Source organism: Massilia sp. 9096 (assembly GCF_000745265.1).
In the GTDB taxonomy this organism is placed as follows: domain Bacteria; phylum Pseudomonadota; class Gammaproteobacteria; order Burkholderiales; family Burkholderiaceae_D; genus Telluria.
Genome location: NZ_JQNN01000001.1, coordinates 3,899,076 through 3,916,748, shown reverse-complemented (window position 1 = coordinate 3,916,748; position 17,673 = coordinate 3,899,076). Strand labels below are relative to the sequence as shown.

The following is a 17,673-nucleotide window of genomic DNA, read 5'->3' as shown; positions in this document are numbered from 1 at the left end:
ATAGCGTTTTCGGAGCCAACGCTCATTCAGGCTCCTCGCCATACCGCCACAAAAGCAGTGCGGATTGGGCGGGGTTCTCATCGATTTAAGGTCAGATATGCGCACCAAGAAAGCCGTTCTCCATCGTTCCCACGCGCGGGCAGCGCTCGTGGCCGGCCTCGCCTGCACGGCGCTGGCGGTCTCGGGCTGCGCGTCCTGGCGCAACCAGACCAAGCCGGCGGCGCCGGTGAGCACCGCCCCGAGCGCGGTCGCCGCCGATGCCGACAAATCGGCCGCCATCGCGAACGCGGGTGCGCAAACCACTACCGTCACTCAATTCCAGAAGTTCCTGTGGTTCATCTCGCCGTATCGTCCGGACATCCAGCAAGGTAACTTCGTTACCGAAGAAATGCTCAAGCAGCTCAAGCCCGGCCAGACGCGCGATCAGGTCAAGTTCATCCTCGGCACCCCGCTGCTGACCGATCCCTTCCATGCGAATCGCTGGGACTTCCCGTTCTACCTGGCGCGCGGCAACGGCGAGCTGACCACCAGCCGCGTCAGCGTGTTCTTCAAGGATGACAAGGTCGACCGCATCGACGGCGGCAACCTGCCGACCGAACGCGAATACATCGCGCGCCTGATCGGCATCTCGAAATACGAAACCAAGTCGGCCGAGGAAGACATCGCCGACATGAAGCGCAACAAGGACAAGCAGCGCGATGGTGGTGGCGGGCAATGAGTAAGTTGAATATCGCCGTCGCAGGCGCCAGCGGCCGCATGGGCCGCATGCTGATCGAAACCATCGCCGCCGCGCCCGATGCGCAGTTGTCCGGCGCGCTCGACCGCGAGGGCAGCCCCTTCATCGGCAGCGATGCCGGCGCCTTCTCCGGCCAGCTGGCCGGCGTGGCGATCCAGTCCGGGTTCGAGCAGGGCCTGGCCGGCGCTGAATTCCTGATCGATTTCACGCGCCCCGAGGGTACGCTGCGCCACCTGGAATACTGCGCCGCCCACGGCATCAAGATGATCATCGGCACCACCGGCTTCGACGATGCCGGCAAGGCGGCGATCCGCGCCGCCGCCGAGAAGACCGCGATCGTGTTCGCCCCCAACATGAGCATCGGCGTGAACGTCACGCTCAAGCTTCTGGAAATGGCGGCCAAGAATTTCTCGGAAGGCTATGACATCGAGATCATCGAAGCCCACCATCGCCACAAGGTCGATGCCCCGTCCGGCACCGCGCTCAAGATGGGCGAAGTCATCGCCGACGCGCTGGGCCGCGACCTGAAGGACTGCGCCGTCTACGGCCGCGAAGGCGTGACCGGCGAGCGCGACCCGTCGACGATCGGTTTCGCCACCGTGCGCGGCGGCGACATCGTCGGCGACCACACCGTGCTGTTCGCCGGCATCGGCGAGCGCATCGAGATCAGCCACAAGTCGAGCAGCCGGGTCAGCTACGCCCAGGGTTCGCTGCGCGCCGCGCGCTTCCTGGCCGACAAGCCGACCGGCCTGTACGACATGCAGGACGTGCTGGGGCTCAAGGCGTCCAACTAAAAACCTGAACCTCGCGCGCCCGCGCGCGTACGCCCGCCGAACTGGACGGCTTTGCCTGCGATCTGCTGGCATACTGACCGGGACGGCGGGCGTTTTTCATGGCCCGCACCACAGAGGAGAATTCATATGGCCACCGTCGAATTGAACGGCGCCGCGATCAAGGATGCGGAAAGCTTCCACGTCGAGAGCCAGCGCGCCTTCGGCTTCCCCGATTCCTATCCGCACACGATGGATTCCTGGGTCGATTGCCTGAGCTACCTGCGCGACGAAGACGGCATGAGCAGCGTGCGCCTGAAGAAGGACGAAACCCTGCACATCGTCGTGACGCATTCCGAAAGCCTGCGCGAGCGCGCCCCCGACGTGCTCGAGGAGATGGCGTTCTGCATCATCGGCATCAACGAGCGCTACGAGGACTATGGCGAAAAGCCGGCGCTGGAGCTCGAATTGCGGTAATTGCGCCGACGCTGCACCGCATATCACCCGGTATAATGTTCTGCTCATCTCTCATCAGTCCGCAGAACATCATGCAAGATAAATATAGTCCAGCCGAAGTCGAACAGGCCGCCCAGGCCTATTGGAAGTCGATCGACGCCTATAAAGCGGTCGAAAACGATCCGCGTTTCCCGAAAGGCAAGTATTACGCCTGCTCGATGCTGCCTTACCCGTCCGGTAAGCTGCACATGGGTCACGTCCGCAACTATACGATCAATGACGTGATGTACCGCTATCTGCGGATGAACGGCTACAACGTGCTGATGCCGATGGGCTGGGACGCGTTCGGCATGCCGGCGGAAAACGCGGCGATGGCCAACAACGTGCCGCCCGCCGAGTGGACGTATTCGAACATCGCCCACATGCGCGGCCAGATGGAGTCGATGGGCCTGGCGATCGACTGGTCGCGCGAGATGACCGCCTGCAAGCCGGACTACTACAAGTGGAACCAGTGGATGTTCCTCAAGATGCTGGAGAAGGGCATCATCTACCAGAAGACCGGCACCGTGAACTGGGACCCGGTCGACCAGACCGTGCTGGCCAACGAACAGGTGGTCGACGGCCGCGGCTGGCGCTCGGGCGCGCTGGTCGAAAAGCGCGAGATCCCGATGTACTACGTGCGCATCACGGACTACGCCGAGGAATTGCTGGACTACGTCGACAACAAGCTGCCGGGCTGGCCGGAGCGCGTGCGCATCATGCAGGCCAACTGGATCGGCAAGTCGACCGGCGTGCGCTTCGCTTTCCCGCACGTGATCATGGACGACGCCGGTGAGCTGATCAACGAAGGCAAGCTGTACGTGTTCACCACGCGCGCCGACACCATCATGGGCGTGACCTTCTGCGCGGTCGCCGCCGAGCACCCGCTGGCGGCCCAGGCAGCCAGGAACAACCCGGAACTGCAGGCCTTCATCGCCGAGTGCAAGCAGGGCTCCGTGATCGAAGCCGACATGGCGACGATGGAGAAGAAGGGCATGCCGACCGGCCTGAGCGTCACGCACCCGGTCACCGGCGAGCAGGTCCCGGTCTGGGTGGGCAACTACGTGCTGATGACCTACGGCGACGGCGCCGTGATGGGCGTGCCGGGCCACGACGAGCGCGACTTCGCGTTCGCGAAAAAATACGACCTGCCGATCAAGCAGGTCGTGAAACTCGGTGACGACACCAAGGGCGAGACCTTCTCGCTGGACGCCTGGCAGGAGTGGTACGGCGCCAAGGACGGCATCGAGATCATCAACTCGGGCAAGTACGACGGCCTGGACTACATCGCCGCCGTGCACGCGGTCGCGGGCGACCTCGCGGCGCAAGGCCTGGGCGACAAGAAGGTGACCTTCCGCCTGCGCGACTGGGGCATCTCGCGCCAGCGCTACTGGGGCACGCCGATCCCGATGATCCACTGCGAAAAGTGCGGCACGGTGCCGGTCCCGGAAAAGGACCTGCCGGTCGTGCTGCCGGAAGACTGCGTCCCGGACGGCAGCGGCAATCCTTTGAAAAAACACGAAGCGTTCCTGAAGGTCGATTGCCCGTGCTGCGGCGGCCCCGCCCAGCGCGAGACCGACACCATGGACACCTTCATCGACTCGTCCTGGTACTACATGCGCTATACCTCGCCGGGTTCGAACGACGCGATGGTCGACCCGGCCCGCAACGACTACTGGATGCCGATGGACCAGTACATCGGCGGCATCGAGCACGCCGTGCTGCACCTGCTGTACGCGCGCTTCTGGACCAAGGTCATGCGCGACTTCGGCCTGGTGAAGTTTGACGAGCCGTTCGTCAACCTGCTGACCCAGGGCATGGTGCTGAACGAAACCTACTATCGTGAAGACGAGTCGGGCAAGAAGACCTGGTTCAATCCGGCCGACGTGGATCTCGTGTTCGACGACCGCGGCCGCCCGCAGGCCGCGGCCTCGAAGCTGGACGGCGCGCCGGTGATCATCGGCGGCACCGAGAAGATGTCGAAGTCGAAGAACAACGGCATCGACCCGCAGGCCCAGATCGAAAAATACGGCGCCGACACCGCGCGCCTGTTCACGATGTTCGCCGCCCCGCCGGAGCAGACGCTGGAGTGGTCGGAGTCGGGCGTGGAAGGCGCGAGCCGCTTCCTGCGCCGCGTGTGGGCGTACGCGTACGCGCAGCGCGAGCGCGTGAGCGCGGCATTGGCCGGCCAGCAGCAAGGCACCTTGAACGAAGACCAGAAGACCCTGCGCCGCGAAGTGCACAAGGTGCTGCAGCAGGCCGACTACGACCTCAAGCGCATCCAGTACAACACGGTCGTCTCGGCCTGCATGAAGATGCTCAACACGCTGGAGTCGGCCAAGCTGGACGACTCGGTCGCCGGCAACGCCGTGGCAACCGAAGGCCTGTCGATCTTCCTGCGCATGCTGAACCCGGTCGCGCCGCACATCACGCACGCGCTGTGGCAAGCGCTCGGCTACGCCGATACGTATGGCGACATCCTCGACGTGCAGTGGCCGCAAGTCGACCCGTCGGCGCTGGAGCAGGCCGAGATCGAACTGATGATCCAGGTGAACGGCAAGCTGCGCGGCTCGGTCAAGGTGGCCAAGGACGCCGACAAGGCCACGATCGAAGCCGCCGCGCTGGCATCCGAAGCCGTCCAGAAGTTCGTCGAAGGCACGCCGAAGAAGGTCGTGGTCGTCCCCGGCAAGTTGATCAACATCGTGGTGTAACCGATGCGCATCCATTACAAAAAAGCGGCGGCGGCATTGCTCGTCGCGGCAACGCTGTCGGCCTGCGGCTTCCAGCTGCGCGGTTCGAACGGCAGCTACAGCCTGCCGTTCCACAGCCTGTACCTGAGCTTCTCGGACAATTCGCCGCTGGGCGTCGCGCTCAAGCGCAACCTGCGCGCCACCGACGGCGTGACCGTCGTCGAGAAGGCCGCCGACGCGGATGCGCAGTTCATCGTGCTGACCGAGGCGCGCAACAAGTCGATCCTGTCGCTGAACGCGCTGGGGCGGGTGCGCGAGTACCTGCTCAGCTACACGCTGTCGTTCACGGTGCGCGACGCCAAGGGCAACGTGCTGCTGGCGCCGACCGAGATCACGCTGCACCGGAACATGTCGTTCGACGAGACCCAGGTGCTGGCCAAGCAATCCGAGGAAGCGCTGCTGTACAACGACATGCAATCCGACATCGTCCAGCAGATCCTGCGCCGCATGGCGACCATGAAGCCTGCGGCATAAGAAGGAAGCGAAGCATGCAACTGCGGCCTGAGGCGCTCGACGGGCACCTCGCCAAGGGGCTCGCGCCCCTGTACGTGATCACCAGCGACGAGCACCTGCTGGCGCTGGAAGCGGCGGACAAGATCCGCCGCAGCGCGCGCGCGCAAGGCTACTCCGAGCGCGACGTGCTCACGGTCGAGCGCAACTTCAAATGGGGCGAGTTGCTGGCGGCGAACCAGGCCTTGTCGCTGTTCGGCGACAAGAAGCTGATCGAGCTGCGCATCCCCGGCGGCAAGCCGGGCAAGGACGGCAGCGCCGCGCTGCAGAACTATGCCAAGGACCTCAACCCCGACAACCTGACGCTGATCACGTTGCCCAAGCTGGACTGGCAGACCGCCAAGTCGGCCTGGGTGACGGGGTTGCAGCAGTCGGCGGTCTACGTCGAGATCCCGAACGTCGAGCGCAACCAGCTGCCCGGCTGGATCGGCGCGCGCTTGTCGAGCCAGAACCAGAGCGCGGAGCGCCAGAGCCTGGACTTCATCGCCGACCGCGTGGAAGGCAACCTGCTGGCCGCGCACCAGGAGATCCAGAAGCTCGGCCTGCTCTACCCGCCGGGCAAGCTGACCCACGACCAGGTGATCGACGCCGTGCTGAACGTGGCGCGCTACGACGTGTTCAAGCTGTCCGAGGCGATGCTGGCCGGCGATCCGGCGCGCCTGGTGCGCATGCTCGAGGGCTTGAAAGGCGAGGGCGAGGCGCTGCCGCTGGTGCTGTGGGCGGTGTCGGAAGAAATCCGCACGCTGCTAAAATTGAAATCCGGGATGGCGCAGGGACGCCCGCTCGGTGCGCTGCTCAAGGAATACCGCATCTGGGGGCCGCGCGAGCGCATGATGGAGCCGGCGTTGCGCCGCATTTCGCTGCCGGTGCTCCAAGCCGCGCTGCAAGAGGCGGCCCAGGTCGACAAGATGGTCAAGGGCCTGCGCGCCAGGCAATTTGCGGGCGACGCCTGGGATGCGATGCTGCAGCTGGCGCTGCGGGTCGCTTCGTAACGTGGGATAGGGCAGTGGATAGGCATATGGACATCACCGAATACATGCACACCGTCGGCCGCCAGGCGCGCGCGGCCTCGCGCGCGATGGCGCGGGCAAGCAGCGCCACCCGCAACCGCGCCCTGCTGCTGATCGCCGACGCGATCGAGCGCGACGCCGACAGCCTGCGCGCCGCCAACGCGCGCGACATGCAAGCGGCCAGCGCGGCCGGCCTGGAGCCGGCGCTGCTGGACCGGCTGGCGCTGTCCGATAAAGCCATCGCCACCATGGTCGAGGGCCTGCGCCAGATCGTCGCGCTGCCCGATCCGATCGGCGAAATCAGCGGCATGAAATTCCGCCCGAGCGGCATCCAGGTCGGCCAGATGCGCGTGCCGCTGGGCGTGATCGGCATCATCTACGAAGCGCGTCCGAACGTCACCGTCGATGCGGCCGGCCTGTGCATCAAGAGCGGCAACGCGGCCATCCTGCGCGGCGGTTCGGAAGCGATCCACTGCAACCGCGCGCTGGCGCTGCTGGTGGCCGAGGGCCTGCGCGGCGCCGGCCTGCCCGAGCACGGCGTGCAGGTCGTCGAGACGGTCGACCGCGCCGCCGTCGGCGCGCTGATCACCATGCCGGAATTCGTCGACGTGATCGTGCCGCGCGGCGGCAAGGGCCTGATCGCACGCCTGATGGAGGAGGCGACGGTCCCGATGATCAAGCACCTGGACGGCATCTGCCACGTCTACGTCGACGCCAAGGCGGACCTGGACAAGGCGCTGCCCATCGCCATGAACGCCAAGACCCATCGCTACGGCACCTGCAACACGATGGAGACGCTGCTGGTCGCGCGCGCGATCGCGCCGACCTTCCTGCCGCGCGTGGCCGAGCTGTATGCGACCAGGGAAGTCGAGCTGCGCGCCGATCCCGAAGCGCATGCGATCCTGCAGGGCTATCCGCACCTGGCGGCCGCAACCGAAGAAGACTGGCGCACCGAGTACCTGGCGCCGATCCTGGCCGTCAGGATCGTCGACGGCATCGACGCCGCCATCGAGCACATCAACACCTGGTCGTCCAGGCACACCGACGCCATCGTCACCGAAGACTACACCGACGCCATGCGCTTCCTGCGCGAAGTCGACTCGGCCTCGGTGATGGTCAACGCCTCGACCCGTTTCGCCGACGGTTTCGAATACGGCCTGGGCGCCGAGATCGGCATCTCGAACGACAAGCTGCACGCGCGCGGGCCGGTCGGGCTGGAAGGTTTGACCTCGCTGAAGTACGTGGTGTTCGGCCACGGCGAAGTGCGCACATAAGAAGCCAACAACAAGGAACTGCATGTACCTCTGGATCAAAGCCTTCCACATCGTCTTCGTCGCGTCCTGGTTCGCCGGGCTGTTCTACCTGCCGCGCATCTTCGTCAACCTGGCCCAGGAAACCAATCCGGCCGCGCTCGAGCGCCTGCTCGGCATGGGCCGGCGCCTGTACCGCTTCACCACGATGCTGATGATTCCGGCGCTGCTGCTCGGCCTCTGGCTATGGCTGGGCTTCGGCATCCGCGGCGGCTGGCTGCACGCAAAACTGGCGCTCGTGATCCTCGCGATCGGCTACCATCACGCCTGCGGCTCGCTGTTGAAAAAATTCGAGCGCGGCGCCAACACGCGCAGCCACAAATGGTTCCGCGTGTTCAACGAGGTGCCGGTGCTGCTGCTGATCGCGATCGTCATCCTGGTGGTCGTGAAGCCGTTCTGAGGTCGTCCCGATGAGCAAAACCATCCAGTACTTCTTTGCGCCGCAATCGCCGTACGCCTATCTCGGCCACCAGCGCCTGTTGCGTCTGGCGGTCCAGTACGGCGCGATGATCGAACCCAAACCCTTCGACCTTGGGCAGGTGTTCGCGCAGTCGGGTGGGCTGCCGCTGGCCAAGCGTGCGCCGCAGCGCCAGGCCTATCGTCTGCAGGAGTTGCGCCGCTGGTCGGATCATCTCGGCCTGCCGCTCAACCTGCAGCCGAAGTTCATGCCGGTCGACCAGACGGCGGCATCGCTGCTGCTGGTGGCGGCGCGCGAGCTGGCCGGCGCCGACCAGGCGCTCGAGCTGGCCGGCGCCATCATGCGCGCGGTCTGGGTGGAAGAGCAGGACATCGCCGACATGGGCACCCTGCGCAGCCTGGCCGAGGATTGCGGCTTCGACGGCGCGGCCCTGCTGGTGGCGGCGGCGACAACGGACACGCAGCATATTTACCAGGCCTTCACGCAGGAAGCGATCCAGGGCGGCGTGTTCGGCGCGCCGTGGTACGTGATCGACGGCCAGCCCTTCTGGGGGCAGGACCGCCTCGATTTCATCGAACGCCTGCTGCAGGCCCGATGAACGCGTGAGCGATGCATTCACGGCCGGGCGAGATCCCGGCTTTTTGTTTTTGTTTTTAATTTTGTAATTCACGGGGCCTTCGAAAACCGTCGCGAGCGGCGGCAGATCTGACCGAGAAGCGCAGCCGTACTTACGGTACGGCGAGCATCGCAGGCCGGATCTGCAACGCGCAGTAGGCTTGCGAAGGCCCCCACCACAACGGATAAAGGGTACTCCTGATCATGGCTTCTTACTTTTGCCCATGCCCGCGCGGCATGGAACAAGCCCTCGCCGACGAACTGGCCGAGATCGCACAAACGACCGCCAGCGCCACGCTCAAGGTGCACAACCAGGTGCCGGGCGGCGTGCACTGCTCGGGTACGATGGTCGACGCCTACCGCGTCAACCTGCACTCGCGCATCGCCTCGCGCGTGCTGCTGCGCATCGCCAACCGCACCTACAGCAACGAAAACGACATCTACGACCTGGTGCTCGAGCAGCCCTGGGAAGACTGGTTCGGCTGGGACAACACGATCCGCGTCGACATCACCGCGATCAAGTCGCCGCTGACCAGCCTCGAATTCACCACGCTCAAGATCAAGGACGCCGTGTGCGACCGCTTCCGCGACCAGTTCGGCAAGCGCCCGTCGGTCGACACGCGCGAGCCGGACATGCGCATCGTCGGCTTCCTCGACCAGCGCAACTTCACGATCTACCTCGACACGTCCGGCGAAGCGCTGTTCAAGCGCGGCTGGCGCCAGGAAACCGGCGACGCGCCGTTGCGCGAGAACCTGGCCGCCGGCCTGCTGCGCGTGTCGGGCTGGAAGCCGGGCATGCCGCTGTTCGACCCGATGTGCGGCTCCGGCACCATCCTGGTCGAGGCCGCGCAGATGGTGCAGGGCATCCCACCCGGCGCACGGCGCCGCTTCGCGTTCGAGAAATTCCGTAACTTCGAGCGCCGCGCCTGGGACGAGCTGAAAGCGGCGATCAAGCCCAATACGCTGCCGAGCGAGCCGACCCTCTTCGGCTCGGACATCTCGGGCGACATGGTGGCGATGGCGCGCAACAACCTGCGCACGGCCGGCGTCCTGTTCGAGGTGCCGCTCAAGCAGATCGAAGCCCAGCAGGTGCAGCCGCCCAGCGCGACGCCCGGCATCATGCTGACCAACCCGCCGTACGGCGAGCGCATCGGCGTGCGCGGCGACTCGACCATCCCGCAGGACGAGATGGCGGCCGGCTTTTATCAACAGTTCAGCGGCACCTTGAAGCAGCGCTTCGCCGGCTGGACCGTGTTCCTGTTCACCGCCGACCTCGGCCTGCCCAAGCTGCTGCGCCTGAAGGAGTCGCGCAAGACCCCGTTCTTCAACGGCGCGCTCGAATGCCGCCTGTTCCGCTTCGACATGGTGGCCGGCTTCAACCGCAGGGAAGCCGCCAAACCCGACGCCGCCCGACCCCAACAACCCTGAACCATGCTGCCCGAACCCGAACCCGACAACCTCCCGAAAGACCCGGTCACGCCGGTCCCGCTGCCCACGCCGCACAAGGTCAAGATGCTGTCGGCCGGCGGGCTGGCGTCCTTGCTGGCCGCGATGTCGATGCTCGGCCCGTTCTCGGTCGACGCCTATCTGCCGGCCTTCCCGAACATCCAGGCCAGCCTGCATGCCGGCCCGATCGAGGTCCAGCAGACGCTGACCGTGTACATGCTGGCCTTCGCCATCATGTCGCTGTGGCACGGGGCGCTGTCGGATTCCTTCGGGCGCCGCAACGTGGTGCTGGTCGGGCTGATCGTGTTCGCGGTCGGCACGCTGGGGTGCGCGTCGGCGCATTCGGTGCACTACCTGTGGATCTTCCGCATCATGCAGGGCGTGTCGGCGGGAGCGGGCGTGGTGGTCGGGCGGGCCATCATCCGCGACCTGTACTCGGATGCGCCGGCGGCGCGCCTGCTGTCGATGGTGACGATGATCTTCTCAATCGCGCCGGCGGTGGCGCCGGTGCTGGGCGGGCTGGTGGTCACCGCGTTCGACTGGCGCGCCATCTTCCTGGGACTGCTCGGCTTCACGCTGGTGCTGTGGTGGATCTGCTGGCAGCACCTGCCCGAGACCATGCCGGTCGAGCGGCGCCAGCCCTTCAATCCGCGCTACCTCGCGCGCAACTACTGGGACATCTTCAGCTCGGTGCTGTTCCAGATGAAGTCGGGCGTGGTTGCGTTCAACTTCGGCGGCATGTTCCTGTTCATCGCCGGCGCACCGGTGCTGCTGCCGGTGCACCTGCACCTGGGACCGTCGCAGTTCGCCTGGCTGTTCGTGCCCGCCGTGAGCGGCATTTTCCTGGGCGCGCTGGCGGCCAACCGCCTGGCCGGCAAGATGACCTTCTCGCGCCAGATCGGCATCGGCTACGCCTTCATGCTGGCCGCGGTGACGTTCACGGTCACCTACCACTCGCTGTTCCCGCCGGCGCTGCCGTGGACCGTGCTGCCGATGTTCTTCTATAACTTCGGCAGCTCGATCATCAACCCCTGCGCGACGCTGCTGGCGCTCGACCTGTTCCCGCACATCCGCGGCACGGTGGCGTCGTGCCAGACCTTCCTTACCACGCTGATGGGCGCCCTGGTGGCCGGTATCATCGCGCCCGCGCTGACGCACTCGGTGCTGGCGATGGCGCTCGGCCAGGCGGCCTTCGCGCTGGCCTCGCTGACCTGCTGGCTGATCTCGCGCCAATACAAGCGCAGGCGGGCAATGGCATGAGGGCTGTCATACAATGTCATGCTTTTGCACATATAATATGCGCTAGATCAACATTACCGACGCTGTAATGTGACTCCAAAACGCCTCACTTTTGGCTGAAAATGTTGTTCCTGGCTAGAAATGTCTATATGCTAAGATAACTTTTTCATGGCCGGAAGAACGATGTGATTATTCCTTTGTTTCTTCGACCAAAAGAAAACAATCCATGGCAGTCCGCGCAAGGGGAGGGCGGCCATCATCCAATACCTAGTGGCGGCCGTGCTTGAGACCTTAGAAACAGACCAGGATATCCGCAACCGTTTGCTGATCGCACGGCTGCCGGCCATGCCGCAGATCCTCATCAAGCTGCTCGCGCACCTGCAGGCGGACGACCTGGGCATGGGCGAACTGGCGACCCTGGTATCGAAGGATGCCGGCATGACGGGCAAGATCCTGGCTGTCGCCAACAGCTCGGCGTACCACCGCAGCGGACGCCAGGTCAGTCTCGAGCAATCGATGGCGTCGCTCGGCACCGACATGATCAAGACGCTGGTGATCAGCGACTCGGTGTTCCAGACCTTCAACAGCTTCCCGAATTCCGGCGCCACCGACCTGCGCGCCTTCTGGAAGAATTCCCTGACCACCGCCGTGATCGCGCGCGAGCTGGCGCGCCGCATCGAGTACGCGCAGCCCGAGGAAGCCTACCTGGCCGGCCTGCTGTACAACGTCGGCCGCCTGGCCCTGCTGGCGGCCGCGCCCAAGGAATACGGTTTCAACTTCCACGCGCACGACGACGAAGACCTGTGCGCGGTCGAGCAGCGCACGCTGCAGATCACCCACGCCGAAGCCGGCGCCTGGCTGATCGAGCGCTGGCAGCTCGATTCCTTCCTGGCCGACGCGGTGCTGTACCATCACGAGCCGAGCGCGCGCCTGGAAGATGCGCACCCGCTGATCCGCGTGGTGCGCCTGGCGCACGTGCTGTCGACCCACGCCGACGACGATGCCCAGGTCGACGAGGCGCGCGCGCTGTGCGGCCTGGGGCCGGACGAGCCGGACGCGCTGCTCGCGCTGGCGGCGCGCCAGGTCGACCAGGCCGCGATCCATCTCGGCATCGACCTGGACGGCGCCGACGACATCCCCGCGCCGCAGGCCTTCGCGCCGGCGCCGCCGAGCGATCCGGTGCAGGAGCGCCTCAAGGAAGAAATGCGCAACCTGGTGCTGGTGTCGGAAGTCGGCCAGGTGTTCGCACGCCAGCAGGGGCAGGGCGGCGAAGTCGGCCTGCTCGAATCGATGACGCGTTCGGCGCGCATCCTGTTCGACTTCGAGAATGCGGTCGTGCTGCTCGAGAACCCGACCGGCCAGGCCCTGGTCGGCGCGCCGACCGCGCATCTGCAGCAACAGCAGCGCATCGCGCAATTCACGGTCCCGCTGGCCAAGGGCGGCGCGCTGGCCAAGGCCGCGCTGGAGCGGCGCCTGGCGTTCGTGCGCCGCGATGGCCGCCCGCTCGGCCTGCCCGAAGAGCAGCTGCTGCGCATCCTCGGCGCCGAGTCGCTGGTGTGCGTGCCGATGGTCGCGGGCGCGCGCTGCCTGGGCGTGCTGGTCGGCGTGATCGCCAGCTGGCAGGTGCCGGCCTGCCAGAAGCGCGAGCGCTTCCTGCAATCGTTCGGCAACCAGGCCGCGAGCGCGCTCGAAAACGCGATGGCCGAACGCGGCCACGCGCGCCGCCAGCTGGCCCACATGGCCGAGGAGTACCGCGAAGCGTCGCGGCGCGTGGTGCACGAGGTGAACAACCCGCTCTCGATCATCAAGAACTACCTGTCGGTCCTGGACAGCAAGCTGGAGCGGCGCGAGCCGGTCAGCGGCGAGCTGTCGATCCTGAACGAAGAGATCGACCGCGTCAGCCAGCTGATCGGCGGCCTGGCCGAGGCCCCGGCGGTCAACCCGGCGGGGTTCGACGGCGCCGGGTTGACCGCCGACGTGGCGCGCGTGGTGGACGACGTGCTGCGCCTGTTCCGCACCACGAACTTCGTCCCGGCCAACGTCGAGATCGTGGTCAGCATGCCGGACGGCGCCAACCGCATCGAGGGCGACCCCGACATCCTCAAGCAGATCCTGGTGAACCTCGTCAAGAACGCGATCGAGGCCCTGGCCGCGAACGGCGGCCGGATCGAGATCGCCAACCGCGGCCACGTCAACCGCGAGCGCCGGCTGTACCTGGAACTGGTGGTCTCCGACACCGGCCCGGGCTTGTCGCGCGAGGTGCTGGCCAACCTGTTCTCGGCCGTGCAGAGCACCAAGGAAGGCCCGCACCACGGCCTCGGCCTGTCGATCGTGCACAGCCTGGTGAAAAAGCTGGGCGGGCACATCGCCTGCCGCAGCGCCAGCACCGGCACCAGTTTTGAAATCCTGCTGCCGGCGCATGCCGGCGCCGGCGCACCGGCAGCGTTGCCGGCACGCGCGCTCGGATCCGTATAAGGCAACAATGATTCCGTTTCCCCCCAGCGCCCCCACCCCCACACCTTTCGATCCGGCCTCGCTCGGCGTCGGCCACGACCAGCCGCGCCTGTTGCTGGTCGACGACGAACCGCGCCTGCTGCTGTCGCTGTACGAGCTGCTGCAGGGCCGCGGCTACCAGCTGATCACCGCCACCAACGGCGCCGAGGCGCTGGCGCACCTGTCCAAGCTGCGCTTCGACCTGGTGCTGCTCGACCTCGGCCTGCCCGACATCGGCGGCCACGAGGTGATGGACTTCATCAACCAGAAGGGCATCGACGCCGACGTGATCGTGGTCAGCGGCGAAGTCGGCATCGACGCCGCGATCGGCGCGCTCAAGCGCGGCGCCTACGATTACCTGCGCAAGCCCTACAGCCGCGAAGAGCTGCTCAAGACGGTCGGCAACGCCCTCAAGGCGCGCCGCCTGGAGCAGGCCAACGAGCGCATCGCCGCGCAGCTGGAAAACTCGGAAAAGATGTACCGCTACCTGGTCGACTCGTCGCCGGACATCATCTACACGCTGAACCACGAGGGGCGCTTCACCTTCATCAACGAGCGCGCCCACCAGCTGCTCGGCTACAAGCGCGACGAGCTGATCGGCCAGCATTACTCGATCCTGGTGCACGAGGAAGACCTGGAGCGTGCACGCTACGTGTTCAACGAGCGCCGCGTCGACGAGCGCGCCTCGCGCAACGTCGAGCTGCGCCTGAAGTGCCATGCCGGGAACGCGCACGACCGCACCTTCAACACGACCCTGATGACGATCTCGCTGAACGCGATCGGCATGCACGTGCCCGACCAGGAGGTCAGGAAGCTGGAGTTCTTCGGCACCTACGGCGTGGCGCGCGACATCACCGACCGCAAGCGCGCGGAAGAGGTGATCTCGTACCAGGCCTACCACGACATCCTGACCGACCTGCCCAACCGCATCCTGTTCAAGGACCGGCTCGGCCTGGCCGTCATCCAGGCCAAGCGCAAGCAGACCGAACTGGCGGTGATGTTCATCGACCTGGACCGCTTCAAGCTGGTCAACGACACCCTCGGCCACGTCAAGGGCGACGAGCTGCTGCAGCAGGTCGCGGGCCGCCTGAAGGAGTGCCTGCGCAAGGGCGACACGCTGGCGCGCCAGGGCGGCGACGAGTTCACCATCGTGCTGCCCGAGCTGCGCGAACGCGACGATGCACGCGCGATCGCCGACAATTTCCTCGAATCGCTGCATCGCCCGTTCGACCTGGACGGCCACGAAGTGCATATTTCGGCCTCGATTGGTATCGCTATCTATCCGGGCCACGGCGAGTCGATCGACGAGCTGCTGCGCCACGCCGACATCGCCATGTACCAGGTCAAGGGCCAGGGCAAGAACGGCCACGCCTTCTACGACCCGTCGATGCAGGAAGTGTCGCACCAGAAGATCGCGCTCGGCCAGGCGCTGCGGCGCGCGCTGGAGAACGACGAGCTGGAGATGTACTACCAGCCGCAGGTCGACGCCGCCAGCGGCAAGATCGTCGGCGCCGAGGCGCTGATGCGCTGGAACCACCCGGCCCGCGGCGTCGTCTCGCCGGGCGAGTTCCTGCCGTTCGCCGAAGAGAATGGCCTGATGCTGCCGATCTCGGACTGGATGATCGGCGCGCTGTGCCGCGACATGCTGCAATGGAAGGGCCTGTGCGGCAGCCAGGTGCGCCTGTCGCTCAACCTGTCGCCGCAATACCTGGACCGCGGCGACTTTTTCGAGAAGATGCGCGGCGCGCTGCTGCGCTACGGGATCGCCCCCGGCCAGATCGAGGTCGAGATCACCGAGAACATCTGCATCCGCAATCCGCAGTACGCAATCGAGCAGCTCAATAAGCTGGGGCAGCTCGGCGTGTCGGTGGCGATCGACGACTTCGGCACCGGCTACTCGTCGCTGGCCTACCTGCACCGCTTCCCGGTCCACACGATCAAGATCGACCAGTCCTTCGTCAAGGAGATCCACGACGAGCATGACCACTATCCGGTGGTGCTGGCGATTATCTCGATTGCGCGCGGGCTGGGCCTGAACCTGATCGCCGAAGGCGTCGAAACCGAGATCCAGGCGCGTTATCTGCGCGCAAACGGTTGTCTCACGATGCAGGGCTACCTCTACTACCGCCCGATGCCGCTGCCGCGCTTCATGGACGTGCTGCAGGAGCACGGCGTGCAGTCGGGCGACCACAACGTGATCGCCTTCCAGGCCTGACGACTTCCTCGCGCGCGCCATGCCCGACTCCAGCCCCAGCGACGTGAACGCACGCCACACGGCGGAATTCCTGCGCGTGAAGGGACTCGCCGAGCGCGGCGTGGCCAGCGCCCAGCACAGCCTGGGCTTCATGTACGTCAACGGCCAGGGCGTGCCGCGCAATGACGAGCTGGCGGTGGCCTGGTACCGCATGGCGGCCAGCAGCGGCCTGGCGCAGGCGCAGTACAACCTCGGCGTGATGTATCAGAAGGGCCAGGGCGTGGCCCAGGACCTCGGGCAGGCGCGCCACTGGTACACCCTGGCCGCGCAGCAGGGCTACGCCCAGGCCCAGTACAACCTCGGCTGGCTGTACGCGAAAGGCCAGGGCGTGCCCACCGACGTGCAGCAGGCGATGCACTGGTTCAGCCTGGCGGCCGAGCAGGGCGACCCCGGCGCCCAGCACAATCTGGCGATGATCTACGAGGGCGGCAAGGGCGTGGCCCAGGACATCGGTAAGGCGGTCGAGTGGTACCGCAAGGCCGCCGAGCAGAATTACGCGCGTTCGCAGTTCAACCTGGCGCTGCGTTACGATAGCGGCCAACTGAGCGGGAAACCGGGTGGGCAAGGGGGCGAGCGCGACGTGCAGCAGGCGCTGCAGTGGTTCCGCAAGGCCGCCGAGCAGGGTTACGCGCCGGCCCAGTTCAACCTCGGCCTGCGCTACGACAAGGGGCAGGGCCTGCCGCAGGACAGCGAAAAGGCGATCCTGTGGTACGCGCGCGCGGGCGAGCAGGGGCACGCGAGCTCGCAGTTCAACCTGGGCCTGATCTACGATGCCGGCCATGGCGTCGCGCACAATCCCGGCCTGGCGCTGCAGTGGTTCCGCAAGGCGGCTGAGCAGGGCCACGCCGGCGCCCAGGACAACCTCGGGCTGCGTTACGAGCACGGCCAGGGCGTCGAGCAGGATTACGCGGCGGCCGCGCACTGGTACGGCCAAGCCGCCAAGCAGGGGTTCGCGGGCGCGCAATACCACCTGGCCCAGCTGCTGGACAGCGGCCACGGCGTGGCGCAGGATCCGGCGGCCGCGCTCGACTGGTACCGCAAGGCCGCCGAGCAGGGCCACCTGCGCGCCCAGTTCGACCTGGCGCTGCGCTACGAGAACGGGCAGATGAGCGGCCAGACGGGCGGGCAGACAGGTCGGGCCGGCGTCAAGCAGGACCTGGTGCAGGCGCGCTACTGGTACCGCCAGGCCGCCGACCAGGATTACGCGCCGGCCCAGTACGCGCTGGGCCAGCTGCTCGACCGCGACGACAGCGGCACGGTCGACCCGCGCCAGGCCTACGACTGGTATCGGCGCGCCTCCGACCAGGGCCATGCGCTGGCCCAGTTCGCGCTCGGGCTGCGCTACGACAGCGGCCACGGCATCGGGCGCGACTACGAAGCCGCCCATTTCTGGTACCTGTGCGCAGCGCGCCAGGGCCATGCGCGCGCCCAGTTCAACATCGGGGTGATGTACGCCTCGGGCCAGGGTGTGGTGCGCGACCTGGTCGAAGCCTATGCGTGGCTGCACCGCGCCGGCGCGGCCGGGCTGGCGGCGGCCAACAGCTACATCCAGCGCGTCGCCGCGCGCATGGAGCCGGCGCTGCTGGCGCAGGCGCACCGCCATGTGGGAGCGGCATGATCGAGTTGG

At 66.3% G+C, this 17,673-nt stretch carries 14 protein-coding genes; all 14 read left to right on the top strand.

Annotation, left to right across the window (positions count from 1 at the left end; all coding sequences use genetic code 11):
* Positions 1–97: 97 nt before the first annotated feature.
* Positions 98–718, top strand: a complete 621-nt coding sequence (locus FA90_RS16905) for an outer membrane protein assembly factor BamE (RefSeq protein WP_051971878.1) — start codon at positions 98–100, stop codon at positions 716–718.
* Entirely contained in the window at positions 715–1,530 is an 816-nt protein-coding gene (gene dapB / locus FA90_RS16900; RefSeq protein ID WP_036170581.1) for a 4-hydroxy-tetrahydrodipicolinate reductase, read from the top strand. Before FA90_RS16905 ends, dapB begins: the two co-directional genes overlap by 4 nt.
* Positions 1,531–1,656: 126 nt before the next feature.
* Positions 1,657–1,983 (top strand): barstar family protein, encoded by a 327-nt coding sequence (locus FA90_RS16895; RefSeq protein ID WP_036170579.1) that lies wholly within the window; start codon positions 1,657–1,659, stop codon positions 1,981–1,983.
* Between the two features lie 71 nt (positions 1,984–2,054).
* The gene (leuS, locus tag FA90_RS16890) at positions 2,055–4,712 is read left to right on the top strand and encodes a leucine--tRNA ligase (RefSeq protein ID WP_036170577.1); all 2,658 of its coding nucleotides are present in this window, start codon (positions 2,055–2,057) and stop codon (positions 4,710–4,712) included.
* Positions 4,713–4,715: 3 nt separating this feature from the next.
* A complete protein-coding gene (gene lptE / locus FA90_RS16885; RefSeq protein WP_036170576.1) occupies positions 4,716–5,225 on the top strand; it encodes an LPS assembly lipoprotein LptE in 510 nt (169 codons plus the stop codon).
* A gap of 14 nt (positions 5,226–5,239) precedes the next feature.
* Entirely contained in the window at positions 5,240–6,253 is a 1,014-nt protein-coding gene (gene holA, locus FA90_RS16880; protein WP_036170575.1) for a DNA polymerase III subunit delta, read from the top strand.
* 26 nt (positions 6,254–6,279) lie between these two features.
* Entirely contained in the window at positions 6,280–7,545 is a 1,266-nt protein-coding gene (locus FA90_RS16875; protein WP_036170574.1) for a glutamate-5-semialdehyde dehydrogenase, read from the top strand.
* Positions 7,546–7,567: 22 nt separating this feature from the next.
* Positions 7,568–7,981 (top strand): CopD family protein, encoded by a 414-nt coding sequence (locus FA90_RS16870; RefSeq protein WP_036170573.1) that lies wholly within the window; start codon positions 7,568–7,570, stop codon positions 7,979–7,981.
* 10 nt (positions 7,982–7,991) lie between these two features.
* A complete protein-coding gene (locus FA90_RS16865) occupies positions 7,992–8,597 on the top strand; it encodes a 2-hydroxychromene-2-carboxylate isomerase (RefSeq protein ID WP_036170572.1) in 606 nt (201 codons plus the stop codon).
* Between the two features lie 221 nt (positions 8,598–8,818).
* Complete coding sequence (locus tag FA90_RS16860) at positions 8,819–10,042, top strand: class I SAM-dependent RNA methyltransferase (protein WP_373994615.1); 1,224 nt, start codon at positions 8,819–8,821, stop codon at positions 10,040–10,042.
* Positions 10,043–10,045: 3 nt separating this feature from the next.
* Positions 10,046–11,320 carry a multidrug effflux MFS transporter gene (locus tag FA90_RS16855; RefSeq protein WP_081933903.1) on the top strand — a complete coding sequence of 425 codons (1,275 nt, stop codon included), beginning with the start codon at positions 10,046–10,048 and terminating at the stop codon, positions 11,318–11,320.
* 324 nt (positions 11,321–11,644) lie between these two features.
* Positions 11,645–13,774, top strand: a complete 2,130-nt coding sequence (locus tag FA90_RS16850; RefSeq protein WP_036176116.1) for an HDOD domain-containing protein — start codon at positions 11,645–11,647, stop codon at positions 13,772–13,774.
* 7 nt (positions 13,775–13,781) lie between these two features.
* On the top strand, positions 13,782–16,007 hold the full coding sequence (locus FA90_RS16845; RefSeq protein ID WP_051972204.1) for an EAL domain-containing protein: 2,226 nt from the start codon (positions 13,782–13,784) through the stop codon (positions 16,005–16,007).
* A 19-nt stretch (positions 16,008–16,026) separates the two neighbouring features.
* Positions 16,027–17,664 (top strand): tetratricopeptide repeat protein, encoded by a 1,638-nt coding sequence (locus tag FA90_RS16840; RefSeq protein WP_036170570.1) that lies wholly within the window; start codon positions 16,027–16,029, stop codon positions 17,662–17,664.
* Positions 17,665–17,673 lie beyond the last annotated feature (9 nt).

What these genes read in the sequence shown, in the direction of transcription:
- FA90_RS16905 (WP_051971878.1), top strand. Translation starts at nt 98, where the DNA reads ATGCGCACCAAGAAAGCCGTTCTCCATCGTTCCCACGCGCGGGCAGCG.
- dapB (WP_036170581.1), top strand. Translation starts at nt 715, where the DNA reads ATGAGTAAGTTGAATATCGCCGTCGCAGGCGCCAGCGGCCGCATGGGC.
- FA90_RS16895 (WP_036170579.1), top strand. Translation starts at nt 1,657, where the DNA reads ATGGCCACCGTCGAATTGAACGGCGCCGCGATCAAGGATGCGGAAAGC.
- leuS (WP_036170577.1), top strand. Translation starts at nt 2,055, where the DNA reads ATGCAAGATAAATATAGTCCAGCCGAAGTCGAACAGGCCGCCCAGGCC.
- lptE (WP_036170576.1), top strand. Translation starts at nt 4,716, where the DNA reads ATGCGCATCCATTACAAAAAAGCGGCGGCGGCATTGCTCGTCGCGGCA.
- holA (WP_036170575.1), top strand. Translation starts at nt 5,240, where the DNA reads ATGCAACTGCGGCCTGAGGCGCTCGACGGGCACCTCGCCAAGGGGCTC.
- FA90_RS16875 (WP_036170574.1), top strand. Translation starts at nt 6,280, where the DNA reads ATGGACATCACCGAATACATGCACACCGTCGGCCGCCAGGCGCGCGCG.
- FA90_RS16870 (WP_036170573.1), top strand. Translation starts at nt 7,568, where the DNA reads ATGTACCTCTGGATCAAAGCCTTCCACATCGTCTTCGTCGCGTCCTGG.
- FA90_RS16865 (WP_036170572.1), top strand. Translation starts at nt 7,992, where the DNA reads ATGAGCAAAACCATCCAGTACTTCTTTGCGCCGCAATCGCCGTACGCC.
- FA90_RS16860 (WP_373994615.1), top strand. Translation starts at nt 8,819, where the DNA reads ATGGCTTCTTACTTTTGCCCATGCCCGCGCGGCATGGAACAAGCCCTC.
- FA90_RS16855 (WP_081933903.1), top strand. Translation starts at nt 10,046, where the DNA reads ATGCTGCCCGAACCCGAACCCGACAACCTCCCGAAAGACCCGGTCACG.
- FA90_RS16850 (WP_036176116.1), top strand. Translation starts at nt 11,645, where the DNA reads ATGCCGCAGATCCTCATCAAGCTGCTCGCGCACCTGCAGGCGGACGAC.
- FA90_RS16845 (WP_051972204.1), top strand. Translation starts at nt 13,782, where the DNA reads ATGATTCCGTTTCCCCCCAGCGCCCCCACCCCCACACCTTTCGATCCG.
- FA90_RS16840 (WP_036170570.1), top strand. Translation starts at nt 16,027, where the DNA reads ATGCCCGACTCCAGCCCCAGCGACGTGAACGCACGCCACACGGCGGAA.